The sequence below is a fragment of the Dyadobacter sp. LHD-138 genome (assembly GCF_030929615.1).
In the GTDB taxonomy this organism is placed as follows: Bacteria; Bacteroidota; Bacteroidia; order Cytophagales; family Spirosomataceae; genus Dyadobacter.
The window spans coordinates 163,238-183,010 of sequence record NZ_JAVFVU010000001.1 but is presented as its reverse complement, the minus strand read 5'-3'; the positions used below and the strand labels follow the sequence as shown (position 1 = coordinate 183,010).

The window sequence follows — 19,773 nt, the reverse complement described above, 5'->3', positions numbered from 1 at the left end:
CCAAATGTAGGCACCCGGGTTGCTGCTCCTTGTAAATCAATTGTAAAAAGAAATGTAAATGCGTGTAAATTCTGCTTTTACTGGCTTTTTCACTAACCGGTTGGTGGTGGGGTCCGGCATTGCCACGGTGATGCTTGCTATTTTTTTTATCGCCTCGTCTTTCACAGAACGTTCCAGCCGAGACATCAGGGCGAAGCAAATAAACCTCATTATCCGTCAAGCTGGTCATCGGTTGCTGCAGCAGGCTGGTGACTCAACCTCACGTGTATTGCCTGTTACCGAGATTAAAGAAGGCACATTTCTGCTCAGGTTCGAAAATGAATTCGTTTTTAACCACGATTCGCTCATGGTGCTGTCACAGGGCTTACTTCCCAAAACAGAGTTCCCTTCTGGTTACACCGTTACAGTACATGATTGCATGAAAGGCGGCATCGTCTATGGTTTCCAGGTCAATAATACCTCGCCAGACATCCTGGCTTGCAGCGGCAGAAGTCAGCCCCGGGGTTGTTACACGATCGAATTTGCCTTTCCGGATTTTTATGAGAACGTAAAACAGAAGAAAGCTGACATCGACCAGCTGACTGAATCAGTTAAAGTGGGTACTCAGGAAGTCAATTCAAAACTTAAAGAATTTAAAACGGCAGCCTTTGACCAACGGGCTGAAGAACTCAAGTCCGTTAAAATGGATCCTAAGGAAGTCAATCCAAAACTTGAAGAATTAAAAACGACAACCTTTGACTATCCATTAATCCACGTGGTTTATGGCGGCATTCTGGTGTTGCTGGGTGTTACCTTGTTGATTGGGCGTTTTTGGGAAAATTTAAAACCGGTGCCCGGGCAGAATCAAAACTACGCTATAATAAAAGAGTCCGTTCCGGAATTGGCTGCGCTCGGAAGTTTTTTATTTAACGTGAAGGGGCAGCGCTTGCTTTTGGGAAGCGAGGTGATTAGTCTTACGGACAAAGAATGCAAGGTTCTGGAGTTGCTCCACAAAAATTTCGGTGAACTGATCCCCCGCGAAACGCTGATGCAGGAAGTCTGGATCAACGAAGGGGTCTTCACCGGTCGCAGCCTGGACATGTTTGTGTCGAAACTTCGAAAGAAATTAAGCCATGATCCTGAACTGAGAATAACGAATGTTCATGGGAAGGGGTATAAGCTGGAAATACCTGAAAGACCGATTATTTAAAATCATATATCTTATCCGCTGCACGATTTTCAGGGTATCCGGAAATGTCAGAAATCGTATTAGGGGTTCGGATAGGGCCCCGTCCAGGCCGCAAAAAGTTCAGAGAAATCATGGGGCATATTGATCTTACCTTCGAGTACCAAGTATTTCAAAAAAGCATTGTCTAGTGTTCTAATATCTTCTTTAAATTTTGCAAATCCTTTGCCACAGCCATGGCATCTTCATTAAACTCGCTGTCCTTTTTATACTAGTTAAATTGGGTGGTTTACTGAGACCAGACCGCCAGCTCATTGCCATCCGGATCTATAAACTGAAAACGTTTGCCACCAGGGAAACTGAAAATGTCCTTCGCTATTACACCACCAGCTTTAATAATATTTTGCCGGGTCGTTTCGATATCCTCTGAATAAAGGACGACTAATATGCTTCCTTTTGCGGGGTTGCCCGAAGTAAAACCACCATCAACATAGTCGCCTTCAAAAGCGGTGTAATCAGGGCCAAAGTCAGTAAAGGTCCAATCGAAACATTCTGTATAAAATCTTTTGATCAGTTGAATGTCCTTCGAGAGAAATTCGATGTACTGGATTTGTGCGTGCCTTAGTTTGTTCTGTGCAGGAATGTTTTCCATAATGTCTTTAGATTGTTTATGCAAATGTAATTGACAATGCTTATCCAAACTTTGGAAAAATACGACAAAATTTATAGCTCGGTAGGCGTAACTCCCGTGTAGTGTTTTATGGTATTGGCCAAATGGGCATGGTCGTAATAACCATGTTCAAAGGCGATCTCTAACATGCTTTTTCCGGATGATTTTTCCCGGATCGCAGCATGCACAAACTGAAAGCGAATTATGTTAATGAACTCCTTGGGACTGACCCCAATATGCTGTTTGAAATGCCGTTCTAGTTGCCTTACCGTGGTGAAATGCCTGTTTGCCAATTCAAACACACTGATTGTGCCCTTATGTTTTTCAATGTCGGCTATCACCTGCATAAGAATAGGTGTTGGATGTGGAACTAGCTTTTCAATAAAGAACTGATTGAGATAATCGAAGGAGCCGGTAATAACCTGACCGAAGTCGGGGGATAGTTTTTTCTCAAACCCGATGGTTTTGTCGGTTGCCTCATGCAGCGAGGAGAATTTATAGAATGCGGAAAAGGCCGATGGTTTGAAGCGTACACCCAAAAGTTTGGTTTCAGCTTTCAATTCAGTTATTTTAAATTGTCGCATCGTTCCCACCAAACAGGTTTCCCCATTTTTAATATCGAAGCGTCCATTGTCGGTCTTACAATCCTCGCCCAGATTTAAAATGATGTCAACACAGCCGTCAGGTAAAATTTTTTCGGATATCGGGCTGCTTTCGTTGTTTGTTGTGATCCAAAAGGCATCAATATAGTCACCTAAGGCTGGATGCGGTTTGGTTTCTTTATAGTTCATAAGTCAATTACTTCCCTTCATTCAAGTCAGAAGGAATATGAAATAGGAAAAGATATTACAAAAACCAAAACAATATTAACTTTATGAAAAGGATTCTTTATCTATTGTTGTTTGCCATTTGCATTGCTTAGACTTGTTATGCCTCGAATAAATCGCTGTGGCATCTTTGAGTATGGTCAATATCGAAGGGTTGAAAATATACCTTTTCTGAAAAATATACTCGCCGGTGTAGGTATTTGGAGAATTCGGAAGCATTGACCATCAGTAGACATTCGTCCAGCATGTGCTAAATAATTGTTAACCATTTATTTAAGCGAGTCCATTTCAGCCGAAACAGCCTGACTTCAACTTCCGGATTGTGGTGATCAGTGGCTCCGAATTCTCCAGTATATCTGAGATTCGGAAAGCAGTTGAGCTTATTCAGGTAACACTGCTGTGAATGCAGCTTCGGAACGGGGCATCATGGAAAACTCAAAGCTCTCATTTGCCGCTCACTTTGGTAATGTGACACTTGTCGGCTTTGAAAATGTAATCCTCGGAAACGACTACTTCGCTGCCGCGTTTGCCTATGAATCGGAAAGTATCCTGCTGGTTTTCTAGTTTCGGCTGGTAGTTGTCATCTAGGACAAGGTAATAGCCGGGCCTCAGATCGGAATTGGCTAAGTGGCGGATCGTGTCTGCGTTGGACAACCGGATCGAGTAAGATTCTGTCAACGGATCACCGGGCACATTTAGTAATGCAGATCTGAATTCTTCCGTGCAGATCACGCCCCGCTCATTGTCTTCATCCACGCATGAGCATAGCAAAGTTGTGAGAGATAAGGTTAAAAGCAATGAAAGGTTACGGGTTTTCATGGCGTTGTTTGTGTAAAGTGAAAGTACTTACCTGGGACAAGATTTGAAAGAAATTCGTTGGAATGTATAATTGCATCAGGCCCTATAAATTAAAAAAGTGTGTAACCCCAACTCTGGATGGGTGGTTTTTATGAGATCCTGTAAATAACTACCGTATTAGGAAACCAGGGTTAGTTAAGACTGTGTTAAATCCAATGGTCATATTCATGGATAGAATTTCAGGAAGACCAATTTTATCTCTCTATAATTTACCAATCTTTATTGACCGAGAATAGGTACTGTTATTGATTTGTTAAAATGGTCTGTACGTATAATCTATTCTCACAAAACCTCAGATTCCCGTATTAAAGTTTTGTGCTTATACTGCCGGCTATAAGGTTCACTAAGGAAGGTTTTTAAGATATAATCCAATCTTTAAATTTAAAAATGCGTATATGCTTGGCATTTTTTATTTTGGACTATCTTCATGGCAAATTTAGTCTATATGCAATCCAGTTGCCCATTAATTAAAATACAGATTCTGCTAAGTTTACAGTATGTTTCTGCCTCTTGCACCAGGATTTCAAACTGTCCTGAGCAAATTAATTGACTACCAATGTTTGGAAATTCTGTTAAATGCCCGGAACAGTTTGCGGCGGATGTAGCTTTCATTACGGAAATGAGCGCAGCGTTTCAAGGTGACAGAAAAAAGGCAGCACAAGATCGGGTTGCAAGAGCGTGGGATTACTTTAATCAAAACGTCAAAGACACTGCGATGATGCGTTTTAACCAGGCGTGGCTATTGGACAGCATGAACGCAGATGTATACTGGGGTTTTGGAAACCTACTCGGTAACAATATAAAGCATAAAGAAGCACTTCCGTTATTCAAAAAATCACTTGGGTTCAACCCGGTTAATCCGCTTGTATGGGCATCTACAGGTCAGGCGTATGGCAATAGTTATATGCAAACCAGTGATAGAAAGGAACTTGATAGCTGCATATTTTATTTCAGGCGGTCGTATCAGCTTGATTCTTCGAGGGGAGAAACCTGCTCAAAGTTGACTTTTGCATACCTGGAAGCAATGCAAATGGATAGTGCGAAAAAGTTTCAAGCTCTCACTGACAAGATTGATCCACAGCTTTTACCATTGGAAATTAGGGAGAGAATTAAAGATATGAAATAATTTTTATGGAGAGCGATTAATTGATAGTACTCCCATCCTTAGTTCAAACCACTCATAATAATTGTAGTCGCTATTGATCAGGCAGTTGTCTAAATTGAAAGGTAACAAATCAAACAACGCCATGAACACCGGAAAATTAGTCGAGCGAATCATTTCACTGTTTAGATCCAATGCTAAACTTTGGCAGGGAGTCCCACTGATCAATATTTATTGCTTAAGGCTCCTGTACCTATTGATGTTCTTTGTTCTTGGCAAGGATGTTTGGACTTATATTTTCACCCATACAGGAGTATGGGAGTCTAATGAAGCGATGGCATGGTCTGTTTGGGCATCTTTCTCGCTCCTGGCTTTTTTAGGGATATTGCAACCATTAAAACTGCTACCTATTTTATTCCTGGAAATTTCCTATAAGCTGATTTGGCTGATGATGGTGGCATACCCTTTATGGAATTCAGGTACGCTGGCCGGTTCCCCGGCAGAAGGAATGACAGCTGCATTTGTCCTGGTGATCTTACCTATCCTCTTTGTACCCTGGAAGTATGTGCTCAAAACATATATTTCGGTAGAGAGACAAGATGTATGAATAGATTATCCGGGTCGCTTAGCTGTTTTGAGGAAAAATAATTAGCACCATAATTTTACTATGGGGTTAAATTAAAAGAATGGACAAAAACCGTCGAGTGAAGCTTTTATCCGTTTTTGTGAAAAGAAAGCAACTTAAATTAAACTCCGGTATTCATTGGGCGTAACACCGGTTTTTTGTTTAAAAAGGCGGGTGAAATGCTGCTGATATTTAAAGCCAAGTTGGAAGGCAATTTCGCCCAATGAAGTATGGGCTTCAAAGATTTTTACCTTTGCTTCGTCAATTAGCCTTGTTTGGATAAAATCCAGGGCCGTGTTTCCTGTTTCCTTTTTAATGAGGTCGCCAAAATAGTTGGGAGACAGATAGAGCATTTCGGCACAGTACGCTACACTTGGCAGACCTAATGTTTGCGCCTTTCCCGATTTAAAATAATCGTTTAGTAAATCTTCAAAACGTACCAGAATATCTTTGTTCGCATTGCTGCGTGTGATAAACTGCCGGTCGTAAAACCGCATACAGTAGTTGAGAAATAATTCGATGTTGGAAACGATGAGTGTTTTACTGTGTTTGTCAATGTTTTGGTCTATCTCGGTTCTGATCTTTTCAAAGCAATCGACAATCGTGTGTCTCTCTCTCTTTGACAAATGCAAAGCTTCGTTTACCGCATAGGAAAAGAACGAATATTCTTTGATGATTTTTCCTAAATGTGTGCCTGCAATCAAATCCGGGTGGAAAACCAAAGCATAACCTGATGGTTTGGTAACTTTTCCCTTACTGTCAATTCCATATACCTGTCCCGGAGAAACAAATACCAGCGTGCCGTCTTCATAGTCGTACGGCTGGCAACCATATATCATATCGCCGCACTTAATATTTTTTAGAAACACCGCATAAACGCCCATAAGGCGTCTGAAATATTGTACGGTAGGTATTTCGTTAAAATTGACCACACTGACCAAGGGATGCAGCGTATCAGCTCCCACCCAATTGTTGTACTGCTTCACGGTATCTATTCTCTCTACTTGTTCCATATGCCAGCGAATTACACTTCAAATATAGTCATGCTGGCACATGGAATTTATTATAATGCCCCAAATCAGTAAAAGTGGTAAATAAACCAGTAGCCTGTGTAAAAATGGACCGGGTCCGATGACCGACCTTTGTGATACAAAATGATAGACAAAGTCGTATAGTAATGAAGCAAATCGTTAAATTAGGTATTTACCTAGCCATTAACAGGCCGTAAACATTGTCAGGAATGAACCGAAACAAACCGCTTTCAGGAATACTAATTTTTGTGTTTATGTTGGGTACCACCGTGATGAAAGCACAAACGAATACAATCCAGAAACATGCGTTAAGCCCCCGGGAACAAAGCATGGTAGCCATTTCTGCATTGACTGCCGCCGGGGATCTGGAAAATCTGTCCAAGCCGTTGAACGCTGGCCTGGATGCAGGATTGACCGTCGAGGAAACCAAGGAAATGCTTGTGCAGCTGTATGCCTATTGTGGTTTTCCAAGAAGTCTGAATGCCATCAGCACACTCATGGATGTGCTCGATAAAAGAAAAGCCAATGGCATTAAGGACAAGCCAGGAAAGCCAGCTGTTTCACAAAACGGGGCTCAGGATCCGTACGAACAGGGCAGAAAAGTGTTGGAAGAATTGACCAAAATGCCCCAGTCAAAACCAGCGCCGGGATTTGGCGTATTTGCCCCCAGAATCGATACCTTCCTGAAAGAGCATCTGTTTGCTGACATTTTCGAAAGCGAAGTGCTAACCTTTCAGCAGCGGGAGCTTGTAACCATTTCGGCCCTTGCAGCCATGCCGGGCGTTGTATCACAATTGCAATCCCATGTAAAAATGGGTATCAACACCGGTATTACTGAAAACCAACTTCTGGAAGTTGCGGAATTGATTGCAAAGTTTGTCAGCAGAACGCAGGCAAACTCCTTAAGAAAGGCAATTGCAAAGCCTGCGGTACCCGTCGTTGAAGCCGGGATGATGGTGCGTATTTCAGAAATTGAAATCCTGGCAGAGCATCTAAACGAATATAATGCGGTTCTGAAAGAGGAAGCAGCCGCATCCGTTGAGAAGGAGCAGGGTGTACTGGCCATTTTTCCAATGTACAGTAAGGAGCAGCCAACCCAGATCAGGATTGTTGAAATCTATGCCGACAGTGGTGCTTACCAGTCGCATTTGAAAACGCCGCATTTTTTGCACTACAAAACAACGACGCTAAAAATGGTAAAGTCATTAAAATTGATCGATATGACTGCACTCGACGAACAAACCATGTTAGAGATTTTTAAAAAACTGAAATGATGAAAAACGCGCTGATTATTTTGTCTGGACTCTGCATGCTGTTGACAGGAAGTCTGGCTTGTAAAACGAACAGCATGACAATACCAAATACGAATATGGAAACCAACAACAGTGATACGATGAGCAGCCAGCTTAAAATCAGGATCGGTACTAAAACGTTCACGGCAACGCTCCTTAATAATCAGGCGACAACTGCTTTTAAAGCCAGATTACCTATGACCGTTTCCATGAGTGAATTAAATGGGAATGAAAAACTTTATCGTTTCCCAACCAACCTGCCGACCAGTTCTTCAAATCCCGGAACCATCCATACCGGCGACCTGATGCTCTATGGCTCCAATACGCTTGTTCTTTTCTATCAATCATTTCCGACGCCTTACAGTTATACGAAGCTCGGACGCATCGATGATCCTGCCGGGTTGGCGGCGGCAGTTGGTTCCGGAAGCGTAACAGTTACCTTTGAATGAGTGCAAAACATCAATGGATATGCATAATCAGTTAAAAGAAAAAGATATTTTCGATCGGATGAGGGCCGGTGAGCCTATCCGGAAAGACGATCCTGGCTATAATCAGTTTCAGCAGGCCGTTGCCAGCACGATTCGGCTATCTGTTGCATTGAATGCTTCAACAGATGTGGATCAGGTGCGGGAACGGCTGAGCGAAATAACTGGCATGGCCATTGACGGCTCAACGACTGTATTCCCTCCGTTTTATACCAACTTTGGCAGGTTTATTACGCTTGGTAAAAACGTATTCATAAACCACGCCTGCTCTTTTTTGGACATGGGCGGAATAACAATTGAGGACAATGTAATGATTGGTCCCAGGGTCAATCTCACCTCTGAAACGCATCCCCTTGATCCGAATGCGCGTGAAACGGTTATTCCCAAGCCGATCGTGATCAGGCGAAACGCCTGGATCGGAGCAGCGGCGACGATCTTACCCGGTGTCACAATCGGTGAAAACGCAATTGTCGCAGCGGGCGCAGTAGTTAGCCGGGACGTGCCAGCCAATGCGGTAGTAGCCGGTATTCCGGCAAAAGTTATTAAAACAAATTTATGATAACGTTATAGATCATTCCGTGATTATACGGAAAATCAAAGAATTGTCATGGGTCGTTCCGGCGTCCTTAACTTTACTGGTGACGGATATTTAGAAAATGCGTATTGGTGTGAGGTTGGAGTTGTAATTGGGCTTATTTTCAATGAATTATGTTCTTAGTTAGCCGGTGCCGTCATTTACAATCGGATTGTAACTTGTGTTGTATAACAAAACCCTGAATTGGCTGCTCAAATTTTCACAACCCTTTTCTATGTTATTAACCCGACGGATATTTAACGCAATCAAATAAAGGTCAAGATATGCGTCTCTTACCGGTTTGTGGGACTGTTTAGTTAAACCAATTGGCTAAGGCTAAGTCGTAAAAAAATACGATTTTACCTTAACCAATTGTAATCGACAGCGTAAATGTTTGAATACTTTCAGGAATTAAGCGTAAGATAATGCGTTGTAAATCTTGTGTTTAACAGGGGGGATAAAGATGATCTATTGATGGCAGTTCGTTGGATGTTACTTCACAACGAGCCTTGCGACCACCTTGTGTTGCCCATCTGAAACATGGATCAGATAAATACCGGACGTAAGTCCGCGGGTATTAAGCAGGTACTTTCCGTTTTGGTACGTTACCGGCAACTGTATCTGCTGGCCCGGCAGGTTGTACAGGCTGATGATGACATCGTCCTTAAACCCGGTCAGATCCAGCGTGGTTTCTCCATTGGAGGGGTTGGGATAGAGCAGGGCGGTGAGAAAATTGGTCTTCCCATCACCGTTTACCGAAACCATTCTTGAATAGGCATACGTATTGTCCATATCCACAGCCTTCAGCCGATAATAGATCAATGATGGAAGGCTGCCGCTAAAATGATCCGTATAGCCATAACTGTTTAGCGCGGTACTTTTGCCACTGGCTTTAATCGTGGCTATTGTTTCAAAGGTTTTGGCATCCATGCTCCGTTGCACATCAAAGTGGGAGGCGTTTTCCTCAGAGGTGGTCTGCCAGTTTAGCTGCACGTTGCTTTCCTGCTTTTGAGCTTGAAAGGAAAGCAGGGTTACGGGTAGGGCAGTTGCATTTTGGGCGGTTACGAAAAACACACTAAACCCATTGACGGCAAACTTGACTTCCCAGAGTTGAGTATTGCTGTTCCAGCTTACTAAAGTAGGTGTGATCAGCTTTCTGTCGGTACCTGGCATACCCGTTTGGCCATCTCCCGCGTGATACTGTACGACGAGTAACTTTGTTTTGTCATCCGAAGGATTGACTGGTAATTCAAGCGCGTTCTGCGAGCCAAAGTTGGCGTTGTAATGTTGAAAATCCTCTTTGGTAAAGAAAAGCGTGATGTTAGCCGTTGCGTTTTCCGCATTTTCAGCAGGCGTGAGGTTGTAATGCCTGCGAACATACCTGCCGGTGTTGTATTGGACAATGTTCTGTTCTGTCCAGCTTTGGGCGGTCAGATATCCTTGTACCTGGCTGGCACCGGTCGGCTCTACTATCGCGAGCAGGTTACAGGCAGTATAAAGGTAATTTTTTCCTGGTGAAATCCAGTGAGATGCCGACGGGGCATTGGAGGCGGGTGAAATCACACAGTTATATTCATAAGCACCCCGGTCAACCCGGTTACTTAAAATACGAACGTTCCCAGCCAGATCTCTGTCGCCCGACTGCACAGCGTAGCCGCTTTCATTCGTTTGCGGATCTCCCGTATTAATGGCAGGACTGCCTGATTGCAAGAAGTAAATGCCATCGGTAAAAGGTGCATCGGTATAAGTGCGTGTATTCGTGAAAAGGGGATCGGTTTGTATATTACCTGTTCCTCCACTATAACTTTGTATGTTACAGTAGTTGATAACGGAAGCCGTGGCCCCGCTTGCATCAACGACGCCGGAACTGTTGCCATATACGATGGAGTTGTAGAGCGCCAACCGGGTGCCTGAAACAATATTGTAAATGGCTCCGCCGATGGAGGCGCTGTTGGAAACAAAGGTAGCGTTACGCACGACAGGCATGGAGCCATTGTTGCTATACATACCGCCGCCAGTATTAGCCTTATTGCCGGAGAAGAGCGTATTGGTAATGACGGGGTTTGAACCGGAAGCATTGTTAATACCGCCACCGTTTCCCGTCGCCAGATTTCCCCTCAGGGATACAGCGTTCAATACAGGGTTGGATGCTGCATTGTACATACCGCTTCCATGGCCGTCTGCCTGATTAGCTGAGATCAAAACACCGTTAAGCTGAGGTGAAGAACCCGCCGCATTGTACATGCCAGCTCCGTTTGAAGTGGCTGTATTATTGCTTATTGTTACATTGTCCAGCAGTGGTGCTGCGTTGTTATGGTACATACCGCCGCCATTGCCTGCAGTATTGGCTGAGAAGGTGACATTCGATAACATAGGGGCACCGGAATGTATGTAGACGCCGCCGCCAAGGTTTCGTGCGATGCCGTGCCCCGTCAGGGAAAGGTTTGAACTACCGCCATCGGCGTTACCTGCCGTCACGGTGAAGCCGTTTAATTCAGCATTCCCAAGCGCACCGGCCGCTAACACGACGTGGTAGGAATTATCCGCAGGGTCATCTGCAATACCCAGATCGCCGCTGAGTGTACTTTTGTTGGCAGTCAGTTCCAGTCTGCGTGCTTCAAGGGTTGTTTCCGTACCAGCAAAACCACCATATACTTTTACATTGGATTTCAAGACAAATGCTTTGTCGCGGTCGGTTGTGCCATTGCCTGCCATGGTTGTTGGTTTGTACGTACCTTTGGCGACCCATACCTGTGTCGTGCCGGTGGTATTAATCATCGCCTGAAGGTTGTCGGAAGCATTGGCCCAGCTGCTGCCCGAGCCAGTTCCGCTAGGGGTCTCCCGCACATACCGAATCGGGAACGGGTTCTCCGGAAGTTCGTATGCCCCCATATCGATGACACCTCCGTTGGCATAGTCAAATACCCGCGGATTGCCTGCCAGGTCAGTTGTCACGGCGCTCAGACCTGGGAATCGGGCATTACTCCCCTTGTTGATAACAGGGCTGGCAGGCTGTAAACTGTAATCACCGTTTCCTACAAACAGGGGATCTGTCTCGCCACTGATATTGTTACCAGTGGTGGTGGTATATCCCTGCACCAGACTATGCTGGTAATCATAGAGCTCTCCTGAAATTCCGTTTCCCCAGATGATCGAATTCCGGATTACAGCTGTTCCCGCAGAATTACGCCATTCGCCACCTAAAGTTGCCGGGCTGTTGCCACTGATCGTGACATTGGTGAGGGTGGGGGAAGCCGTGTTTAGAAAGCCACTGCCAATCAATGCTGCCGTATTGCCGGTAATCAGTACGTTGGTAAAATGTGCGTTACCCAAAATGCCGATTGCTACACCGCCACCCAGCGATCCGCTGCTATTTCCGGAAATGACTGTGCGGGTTATTTCCGCTTCTGACTTTTCTGAAAAGACCCCTCCTCCTCCTAATTTTGCTGTATTGTTTTTGATGATCAGATTATTGAGAAGGGGAGATGCGCCTACCAAAGTAACACCCCCGCCGTATTTTTTATCAACAGCTAGTCCATTAATCGTTGCGTTTTCCTCATTATTTCCTGTCGGGTCAGCCTTCCCGTTTTGGATTACAAAGCCATCCAGAACGGCCGTGCCAACCTCGCCTGCGGCTACGACCACATGGTATACACCCGTGTTGGCAGCTGTAAGTTTACCATCCAGATAGGTGGCTCCGGAGAGACGACCATGACTGAGGTTGGTAATGCCGTTATCCGGGTCAAAACCTCCATAGATTTTGACATTATTGGCCAGCAGAAAAGTACGCTCTTCTTCAGGGATGGCGGTTCCTGAAGCGGTAAATTGCGGAGAATAACTGCCTTTGGCAACATATATCTGCTGTACCACTGTAGAATAGTGAGCGACCTGAAGCGCTCCGGAAAGTTGTCCGAGAGGAGTGTTCCAGCCGATACCGGTACCAGTGGCTCCCTCCTTTACATACAGAGTGCCATCAAATGTACCTTGTGATTCATAGGATCCCATATCAATGGTTCCCATTAATATCCTGTTATTGCCTGCCAAGTCTTTGCTGTTTATCGTGGTATTGTTGGACAAACGGCTGTTCTCTCCGGCATTTATGCAGGGACTCCATGGCAACAGGGTAAAATCCCCATTCTCTGGATCGCTAAAAAAGGGATTGAGTGTCCTGCCGTCCAGATTTCCGTTACCTCCGGCGCCGCTTCCCTGTACCAGACAGTTGTATTTGGTCGTGGCATAATCGTAATCACCTTCGTAAATACCCGGACCATAATTGGCCGTGTTTCCCCATACAATACTGTTGCGAAGAACGGCCGTAGCGCGGTCGTCGTGGCAGAGATCACTTTCCCCCGCTGGCAGGTATAGTTGCCGTTATAAATCCCCCCGCCGTTGACTGCTTTATTGTGGGCGATGGTTGTATTGTAAGTCATGGCTATGGCGTTTTCGTCATTGTAAATGCCACCACCGTCGTTTCTGGCCTCGTTTTGATCAATGAGACTATTATAAATGCGGGAGGAAATGTATAATGGAAACGCACCTGTCAGATCATAGTTGGCTATCCCTGCCCCGTTTCTGGCCGTATTTTTTGTAATTCTTGAGTTCCGTATCTCACAGGTTTCACGGCCTTGTGAATAAACATTGTAAACCCCGCCACCTCTATTCCCGCCTGCATTTTCACTGATCAGTGCCCGGGTAATAAAGATCTGGCCCGCGTTGTTCCCCCTGGGGCTGGCGCCATTCCATATCCCGCCGCCATTGTCATTCGCTTTATTTTTACTGAGGGAGGCATCCGTAAAATAGAGATAGGCACTGTTGACATTGAAGATCCCGCCGCCTGCACCGGCAGTCTGGTTCTCGTCAATACGGCCACCATTGACCATGACAGTCGATTCTGAAACCCGCATGCCTCCGCCATCTGAACCCGCATAATTACCTGTTACCTGGGTGGTATCCAAATGTACCACAGTGGAAGGTGTACTGATATACAAGCCGCCGGCATCGGCCGCAGCATAGTTATTGGTGACTATTGAATGTGAAATTTTCCCCTTTGCGCCATCCCTGAGCCCTATTCCCCCTCCGTCACCTGCCCGGTTCTGGGTAATGGTTGACTTGTCGATGGTGACCACAGAGGCATATCCGCTGATTCCTCCACCCCGGTTGGAAGCCTGATTACCCGTAATATATCCATTTCTCAGAATCACTGATTTTGAATTCTGTATGTAAAGGCCACCGGCATTGTCCCGGTAAATATCCATACCATTTACCGAAATGGTGCCATTTCCACTGGCGTATCCCCCTCTTATGGAAATCCCGTCCAGTAAAACATTTCCTATGCCTGCGGCAATCAAGACATGGTAGGCGTTTTCCGTATTGCCCGTGATGGCCAGGGAAGAGCCGCTGCCACTCACGTTATCATTGTTGTTAAAATCTCCGGTTAATATGGTGGCATGCAGGTTACCATTCGCTCTTTGTGTAATTGAAGTTTCGGTCCCGGCGAATCCGCCAAATATTTTCAGTCCGTTTTTCAGGACAAACGAATTGTCCCTGTTGTTAAGTGTAATAATATCCGGTGCATTGGCTTTTCTGGTGGGGCGATAGCTGCCTATAGCTACGAATAATGTGTCGCCGCTACAGGCTGCATTGATGGCTTCCTGCAGGTCGCCAAACGCATTTCCCCAGCTTGATCCGCTGCCTGAACTTCCTGATTTTACATAAATACGGCGGATGTTCGGTATGGCGTTTCGCTCATAAGCACCCATATCGATAGCATCTAAAAACCGGGGATTACCGGCCAGATCGGTGAGCGGAAGCATTCTTGAAATACCGGTGGTGTCTCCCGCATTTTCCACCCAGCAATTCTGCGAACGATAATTGCCGTTTGTAAAGGGGGCGGACGAAAAAGCCGGCGAGGTTAGAAACCCCGGATCTTCATTGACAATATACATACCGGTTGCACCACCTTGAACGACACTGAAGGAGGTGGTTCCAGCGCCCGAAATTCCATCACTATTATCCCAGATGATACAATTTTGGATGGTTTGCAAACCACCGGAGCGATAAATTCCTCCTCCGGTGGTCGCATTATTTCCACTGATTGTACAGTTGTAAAGGGTGGCACTATTGGCATTGTAAAGGCCACCGCCACCATTGCCTGCTTTATTTCCCGACAGCAGCGAGTTGATCACCAGTAATCGGGAATCATTGGCATTGTTAAGCCCCCCACCATTATTCGTAGCGGTGTTTCCGGATACAACGGAGCTGATAACGCTGGTGGAGCCCTCGTTACGGTTATAGATGCCCCCACCGTTTGCGGCCAGGTTATTTTGGATATGGGAACTGCTTAGCGTCATTTTATCGCCACTAGCCCAAATTCCCCCTCCCGATTCAACAGCCTGGTTTATGCGAATGTTGCTCTGGATAATAGAGGTTATTCCCTCGCGCAGGGTTAGTCCACCGCCATCGTCAGCCTTGTTTTGTTGAATCGTGCTATTTTCAATATTCAGATAAGATCTATAAGTATAAATGCCCCCACCAAGATTGGAAGCATGGCTGTTTTGCACTGTGCAATTCCGGAGGGTAAGGCTGGCGGATTCTATTTCAACGCCTGCTCCAATGTTCCGATGGACCACCTGATCATTCACGGTGATATTATCCCCTCCGTTGGCCCGGCCTCCTGTGATTGTAAAACCATCGAGTAGCGCATCGCTGGCACCTGCGGCAATCACGACATGATAGGCGTTTTCGGCGTTACCCGTGTAAGTGATCGCGCCCTGACTTGTTACTGAAATACCGTCATTATCATTAAAATCACCACTCAATGTGGTGTAACCTGAAGTGGTGAGTATTCTTTGGGATACAGCGTTTTCCGTTCCGTTGAATCCGCCAAATATTTTCACACCTGCTGTCAATACAAAAGCATTGTCACGGTTGCCAGCCGTAACGACGGTGAGCGCATTGGCTTTTCGGTTAGGTCTGAAAGTGCCTTTGGCTACAAATATCGTGTCACCACAGGCGGTAACATTGATCGCCTCCTGTAGGTCTCCAAAGGCATTATTCCAGGTGGAACCATTGCCGGTTCCACCTGTTTTTACATAGTAGCGTCGGCCCGCTGGTCCCTGGGTTTCCACTCCGGTATATTCATAAGCACCTCGGTCGATGCGAATGTGATACCTGGGGTTTCCGGCAATGTCCGAACCGGGGATCTGGCCGGAAATATCGGTTGTGTCACCTGAGTTGATAGCCGGATTGCAAAACGGGAGCAACCTGTAATCACCATTGATGAAAGGCGCCGTACTGCGATTCGGGGCGTTAACAAATGTGGGGGCGGCATGCAGATTACCGACCCCACTGTACTCACGATCAATCACACAATAAGACATATCATACTTGCCATATACTTCCTTGTCGTTTTCCCAAAGTATAGAATTTCTGATTTTTAGACTGCCTTTTTCACCATCGACCCGATCAATTGCACTGCCAGTATTGCCAGCAAGTGTACAATTGATGATCAGGGTCTCGCCATCACCTGAACGAACTCCATTACCACGATTTCCTGCGATTACGGAACCAATCAGATGGAGTTTTGAATCCTCCTTTGATGTAGCTGAAAGTCCGCCAGCCTTGAACAGCTTATTTGAATAATTGCCGATAGCAAAGGATTTGATAAAGTACAATACTGCCTCGTCCACTTGAACCCCGCCGCCACCTCCTTCACCCACCACCCTATTGGATGAGACGGTAGTACCCGTCAGGTAGCCACTACCGCTCCTAAGTTTGAGCCCTCCTCCTTCATCTGCCAGGTTTTGCCGGATAAAAGAGTTATTGATAACTATGGTTGAGTGGTCGCTGTAGATACCGCCTCCCATATTACTGGCCCGATTGTTTTCCAGAATACAGTTATTCAAGGTAGTTTTGGATTTTATGCTCGAAAATCCACCTCCATTATTCCGATGAACATCTAACGCATTAACAGTAATCGGGTTCGTGTTGTTTGCATGCCCGCCGGTAATGGTCAGGCCGTCAAGAATACCGCCGCTTAAACCGATGGCCGTTACAACATGATATGCGTTTTCGTCAAATCCTGTCTGTTCAGGTAAACCGTTGACCAACATCGTCTGGTCGTTCCCGCTAAAATCCCCGCTGAGAATACTGGCATTAGCCGGGTTACTGAGATTTCTTTTAGTGGTAGCGGTTTCTGTTCCTGTGAAACCTCCATAAATGCCGACATCGTCTACAAGTAAGAAAGTGTTATCCCGATCGTTCGGGGTAATCACCGTGATGGCATTGGCTTTTCGGTTGGGTTTGTAGGTACCGCGGGCGACAAAAATACTGTCGCCGTAAGTGGCCAGATTGATCATCGCCTGAAGGTCTCCACTGGCATCGTTCCAGGACGAACCGTTTCCGATACCACTGGCAGCGGGTTTTACATAAAAGATAGTCTGTGCTTCGGCGTTCACTGAAAAAAGCAAACCTAGCAGAAGCATGTTTGATTGCAGGAGCAAGGTGCCGACGGTGGACCGACCTGCTCTTGTTTGGTTGTTAAAGCCGGGAGTCAGTAATCCTGCAATCAATCTGACGAGACGTGAAAGATAAACGAAGGTGCAAAGCTTGTACATAAGGGTCGGGATTAAACCGGAATAACGGTCTGATAGAAGAGGGAAACACGAAGGGCAATGCATGCCTCCAATCCGATGCTCGAAGTGAAAAACATTTCTTTAATTCAAGGTTTTAAGACGATAAGACTTTTGGCGTTGGCTCCAGTGCAGCTGCTACCGCCAATGCCGATCTCAAAAGTAGTGGATCCCGTGCTAATCGGTGTGCCTGCTATGCTGTAGGCCAGGTTACCACTTGTCTGATTAAAGTTACCAGCAGGCAAGGTAGCTGTCAACCCGTTTACGGTAAAAGTCTGTGCTGTATAAGCACTACGGTAACCTCCTGTGTATGATATAGTAAGCGTGCCCGAATAGGGCATGCCCGCAGTGGCTGAATTTGGTTCTAAAGTAGTAGAGGCACAATTAATCGAAATATCAGGGACCCGATACCCTACGAAAAGCCTTTTGGCGTTAGTACCAGTGCAGGTATGGCCACCAATGGTGACCTCAAAGGAAGTGGTTCCCGCGATTATACCAGCTATGTTGTATACCAGGCTGCCTGTCCCTGTACCACTAAAGTTGCCAGCCGGCAGGGTAACCGCCAACCCGTTTACGGTAAAAGATTGTGCTGCATAAGCATCGCCGTTGCCGCCTGTGTACGGTAGCGTTAGCGTGCCGGAATAAGAATCGTGGATAGCCCCTTGATCTGGTGTTAAAGTAGCCGAAGCACAAGCAAGCGAAGCGATTGGGTCTACCGTAAGCACTTTTGCGTTGGCACCAGAACAGCTTCGGCCGCCCATCGTGATCTCAAAGGAAGTGGATCCCGCCCTGATCGGTGTACCCGCTATGTTGTATACCAGGCTGCCTGTTCCGGTTCCATTAAAATTGCCTGCCGGCAGGGTAGCGGTCAACCCGTTTACGGTAAAAGACTGTGTCGCATAAGCACGGCCGTTGCCACCCGTGTATGGTACAGTAAGCGTGCCCGAATAGGGAATGCCGCCAATAGCCAATGTTTGCGATAAAGTAGCCGAAGCACAAGAAAGTGAAGTGAGGGCACCAGTACCAGCACCAAAACATTCCGACCATGCACCTGCCTGGTAGGCTTTTACACATTCTTCGGATATATCATAGATCAGCATCCCGTTTACCGGGTTGGCTACGGCCGCTGTATTGGCTACCCGATTGAGCAAAAGAGCCTTGTTGGCCGTGCCCAGCTCCAGATCAGAGCTTGCATGGGGAGTTGTTGTACCAATGCCCACCTGAGCCATCGATACTGTCAGGCTGCTTATCGATGCAAAAAGAAACAATAGAAATCTGATTTTCATGATTATTAAAGGGTTTATCAAGTAGTTGTTGTTAAATTATCGTAGCGTTATATATTTGCTCCTGAGGTGGTTGGTGTATACTGATTTTACATTGTTATCTATTTTAAATAATAATGCAAAAGTTTGCTCCTGCTCATTTTATATGTGTAAGAGATTTATTTTTCATCATATTGAATGGCTAAAATATTATTGTTTGATAACCTTTATAACCTGTACGCTGCCATTGAGGCGCTTAACCTGCACCATGTAAATGCCTGAAGGAAAATCTTTCATGTCAATCTCCCGCGCCGAAAGCGCATTAGCAGACTCAAAAAATGTTTTTCCCTGATTGTTAAAGAGTTTAACGCCGGCAACTTCATGCCAGTCATCGACCTTGATTTTTAGCTTTTCAAGAACCGGATTGGGGTAAAGCGTTGTTTCAATACCCTTGGTAAATGTCAGATCCCGGATCTTACTCAATGCAAAACTTCCGTCTTTATCGACCATCTTTAACCGGTAAAAATTGGCCCCTGCTTCCGGATGATTGTCCGTATAGTCATAGCCGCGCGTCATCCGGCTTTCTCTCCAGGCTGGCATCTCATTCAGCGTTAGCCAGTTTTTCGTATCCCTACTACGCTGTATTTCAAAGAAATTGCTGTTCGTTTCATAAGAGGTTGACCAGGACAGCTGGGCAACTCCACCTTCTTTTTTTGCGGTAAAATCAATCAATGTCACCGGAAGCGCTCCCGGAAATGCCGCAGTAGCCGATTTGAAGGTCATCGGCCCGGCCAGATCGTTATAGATGTAATGCGTCGTCGTATTGACAACACTACCGGTAGTTACAACAGCTACGGCATCCTTGTGCACTACCTGTAGCGTAGCTTCTACGTTGCCATTCAAGTCGGAAGCCTGATAAAAAAGCCCTAGTCTGCCCTCAAAGCTAAAGGCATCATTGAAGTTGTAAACACGGGCAATACCCGGAGGAGACCCCGGAAACGGAGTTCCCGAAATTGTCAAGGTTTTGTTCGTTAAGGTTAAGGCGGTCGTCGGCTTTAACGTCAGTCCGTCTAGGTAAACATCCGTATTCTCTTTAATAAAAAAACTTTCTGACCCAACAGTAAATTGTGCGTCAGCATTAAAGGGATAAAGCAATGCCAATTGGCAAATAAGAAGATATCGTTTCATAGAGAGGTAACATTAAAGACAAATGTACTCCTCAGTACCAGATGCCGGATAGGAAAAAACGGAC

14 protein-coding genes are annotated in these 19,773 nt (G+C 45.7%); 6 read left to right on the top strand and 8 right to left on the bottom strand.

Annotated elements, in window-relative coordinates:
* Window positions 1-58: 58 nt before the first annotated feature.
* Window positions 59-1,189, top strand: a complete 1,131-nt coding sequence (locus RB622_RS00760; protein WP_308044564.1) for a winged helix-turn-helix domain-containing protein — start codon at window positions 59-61, stop codon at window positions 1,187-1,189.
* A 265-nt stretch (window positions 1,190-1,454) separates the two neighbouring features.
* Here RB622_RS00760 and RB622_RS00755 read toward each other — a convergent pair whose 3' ends face one another.
* The 3 genes from RB622_RS00755 to RB622_RS00745 all read right to left on the bottom strand — a co-directional run bounded on the left by RB622_RS00755 (window position 1,455) and on the right by RB622_RS00745 (window position 3,481).
* Entirely contained in the window at window positions 1,455-1,817 is a 363-nt protein-coding gene (locus RB622_RS00755; protein ID WP_308044562.1) for a VOC family protein, read from the bottom strand.
* Window positions 1,818-1,888: 71 nt separating this feature from the next.
* A complete protein-coding gene (locus RB622_RS00750; protein ID WP_308044561.1) occupies window positions 1,889-2,626 on the bottom strand; it encodes a helix-turn-helix domain-containing protein in 738 nt (245 codons plus the stop codon).
* Between the two features lie 480 nt (window positions 2,627-3,106).
* The gene (locus RB622_RS00745) at window positions 3,107-3,481 is read right to left on the bottom strand and encodes a hypothetical protein (RefSeq protein WP_308044560.1); all 375 of its coding nucleotides are present in this window, start codon (window positions 3,479-3,481) and stop codon (window positions 3,107-3,109) included.
* A gap of 595 nt (window positions 3,482-4,076) precedes the next feature.
* On the opposite strand from RB622_RS00745, the gene RB622_RS00740 reads away from it, so the two are divergent.
* Together RB622_RS00740 and RB622_RS00735 are read left to right on the top strand one after the other, a co-directional pair.
* Window positions 4,077-4,646, top strand: coding sequence for a hypothetical protein (locus RB622_RS00740; protein WP_308044559.1), 570 nt, complete (start codon window positions 4,077-4,079; stop codon window positions 4,644-4,646).
* Window positions 4,647-4,767: 121 nt separating this feature from the next.
* Complete coding sequence (locus tag RB622_RS00735; protein ID WP_308044558.1) at window positions 4,768-5,229, top strand: hypothetical protein; 462 nt, start codon at window positions 4,768-4,770, stop codon at window positions 5,227-5,229.
* A 134-nt stretch (window positions 5,230-5,363) separates the two neighbouring features.
* Here RB622_RS00735 and RB622_RS00730 read toward each other — a convergent pair whose 3' ends face one another.
* Entirely contained in the window at window positions 5,364-6,260 is an 897-nt protein-coding gene (locus RB622_RS00730; RefSeq protein ID WP_308044557.1) for a helix-turn-helix transcriptional regulator, read from the bottom strand.
* Between the two features lie 227 nt (window positions 6,261-6,487).
* Here RB622_RS00730 and RB622_RS00725 point away from each other — a divergent pair, with 227 nt between their 5' ends.
* Genes RB622_RS00725 through RB622_RS00715 form a run of 3 tightly spaced genes read left to right on the top strand, consistent with a single transcriptional unit; the run spans window position 6,488 to window position 8,614 of the window.
* Window positions 6,488-7,552 carry a carboxymuconolactone decarboxylase family protein gene (locus RB622_RS00725; protein ID WP_308044556.1) on the top strand — a complete coding sequence of 355 codons (1,065 nt, stop codon included), beginning with the start codon at window positions 6,488-6,490 and terminating at the stop codon, window positions 7,550-7,552.
* The gene (locus RB622_RS00720; RefSeq protein WP_308044555.1) at window positions 7,549-8,019 is read left to right on the top strand and encodes a cyclophilin-like fold protein; all 471 of its coding nucleotides are present in this window, start codon (window positions 7,549-7,551) and stop codon (window positions 8,017-8,019) included. The genes RB622_RS00725 and RB622_RS00720 overlap by 4 nt, the downstream gene beginning before the upstream one ends.
* Window positions 8,020-8,038: 19 nt before the next feature.
* Window positions 8,039-8,614, top strand: coding sequence for a sugar O-acetyltransferase (locus RB622_RS00715; RefSeq protein WP_308044554.1), 576 nt, complete (start codon window positions 8,039-8,041; stop codon window positions 8,612-8,614).
* A 507-nt stretch (window positions 8,615-9,121) separates the two neighbouring features.
* On the opposite strand, the gene RB622_RS00710 is transcribed toward RB622_RS00715, so the two are convergent.
* The 4 genes from RB622_RS00710 to RB622_RS00695 all read right to left on the bottom strand — a co-directional run bounded on the left by RB622_RS00710 (window position 9,122) and on the right by RB622_RS00695 (window position 19,709).
* Complete coding sequence (locus tag RB622_RS00710; RefSeq protein WP_308044553.1) at window positions 9,122-12,649, bottom strand: choice-of-anchor Q domain-containing protein; 3,528 nt, start codon at window positions 12,647-12,649, stop codon at window positions 9,122-9,124.
* 77 nt (window positions 12,650-12,726) lie between these two features.
* Window positions 12,727-17,244 carry a right-handed parallel beta-helix repeat-containing protein gene (locus tag RB622_RS00705; RefSeq protein WP_308044552.1) on the bottom strand — a complete coding sequence of 1,506 codons (4,518 nt, stop codon included), beginning with the start codon at window positions 17,242-17,244 and terminating at the stop codon, window positions 12,727-12,729.
* Window positions 17,245-17,348: 104 nt separating this feature from the next.
* Entirely contained in the window at window positions 17,349-18,545 is a 1,197-nt protein-coding gene (locus tag RB622_RS00700; RefSeq protein ID WP_308044551.1) for a hypothetical protein, read from the bottom strand.
* 186 nt (window positions 18,546-18,731) lie between these two features.
* A complete protein-coding gene (locus RB622_RS00695) occupies window positions 18,732-19,709 on the bottom strand; it encodes a T9SS type A sorting domain-containing protein (RefSeq protein ID WP_308044550.1) in 978 nt (325 codons plus the stop codon).
* Window positions 19,710-19,773 lie beyond the last annotated feature (64 nt).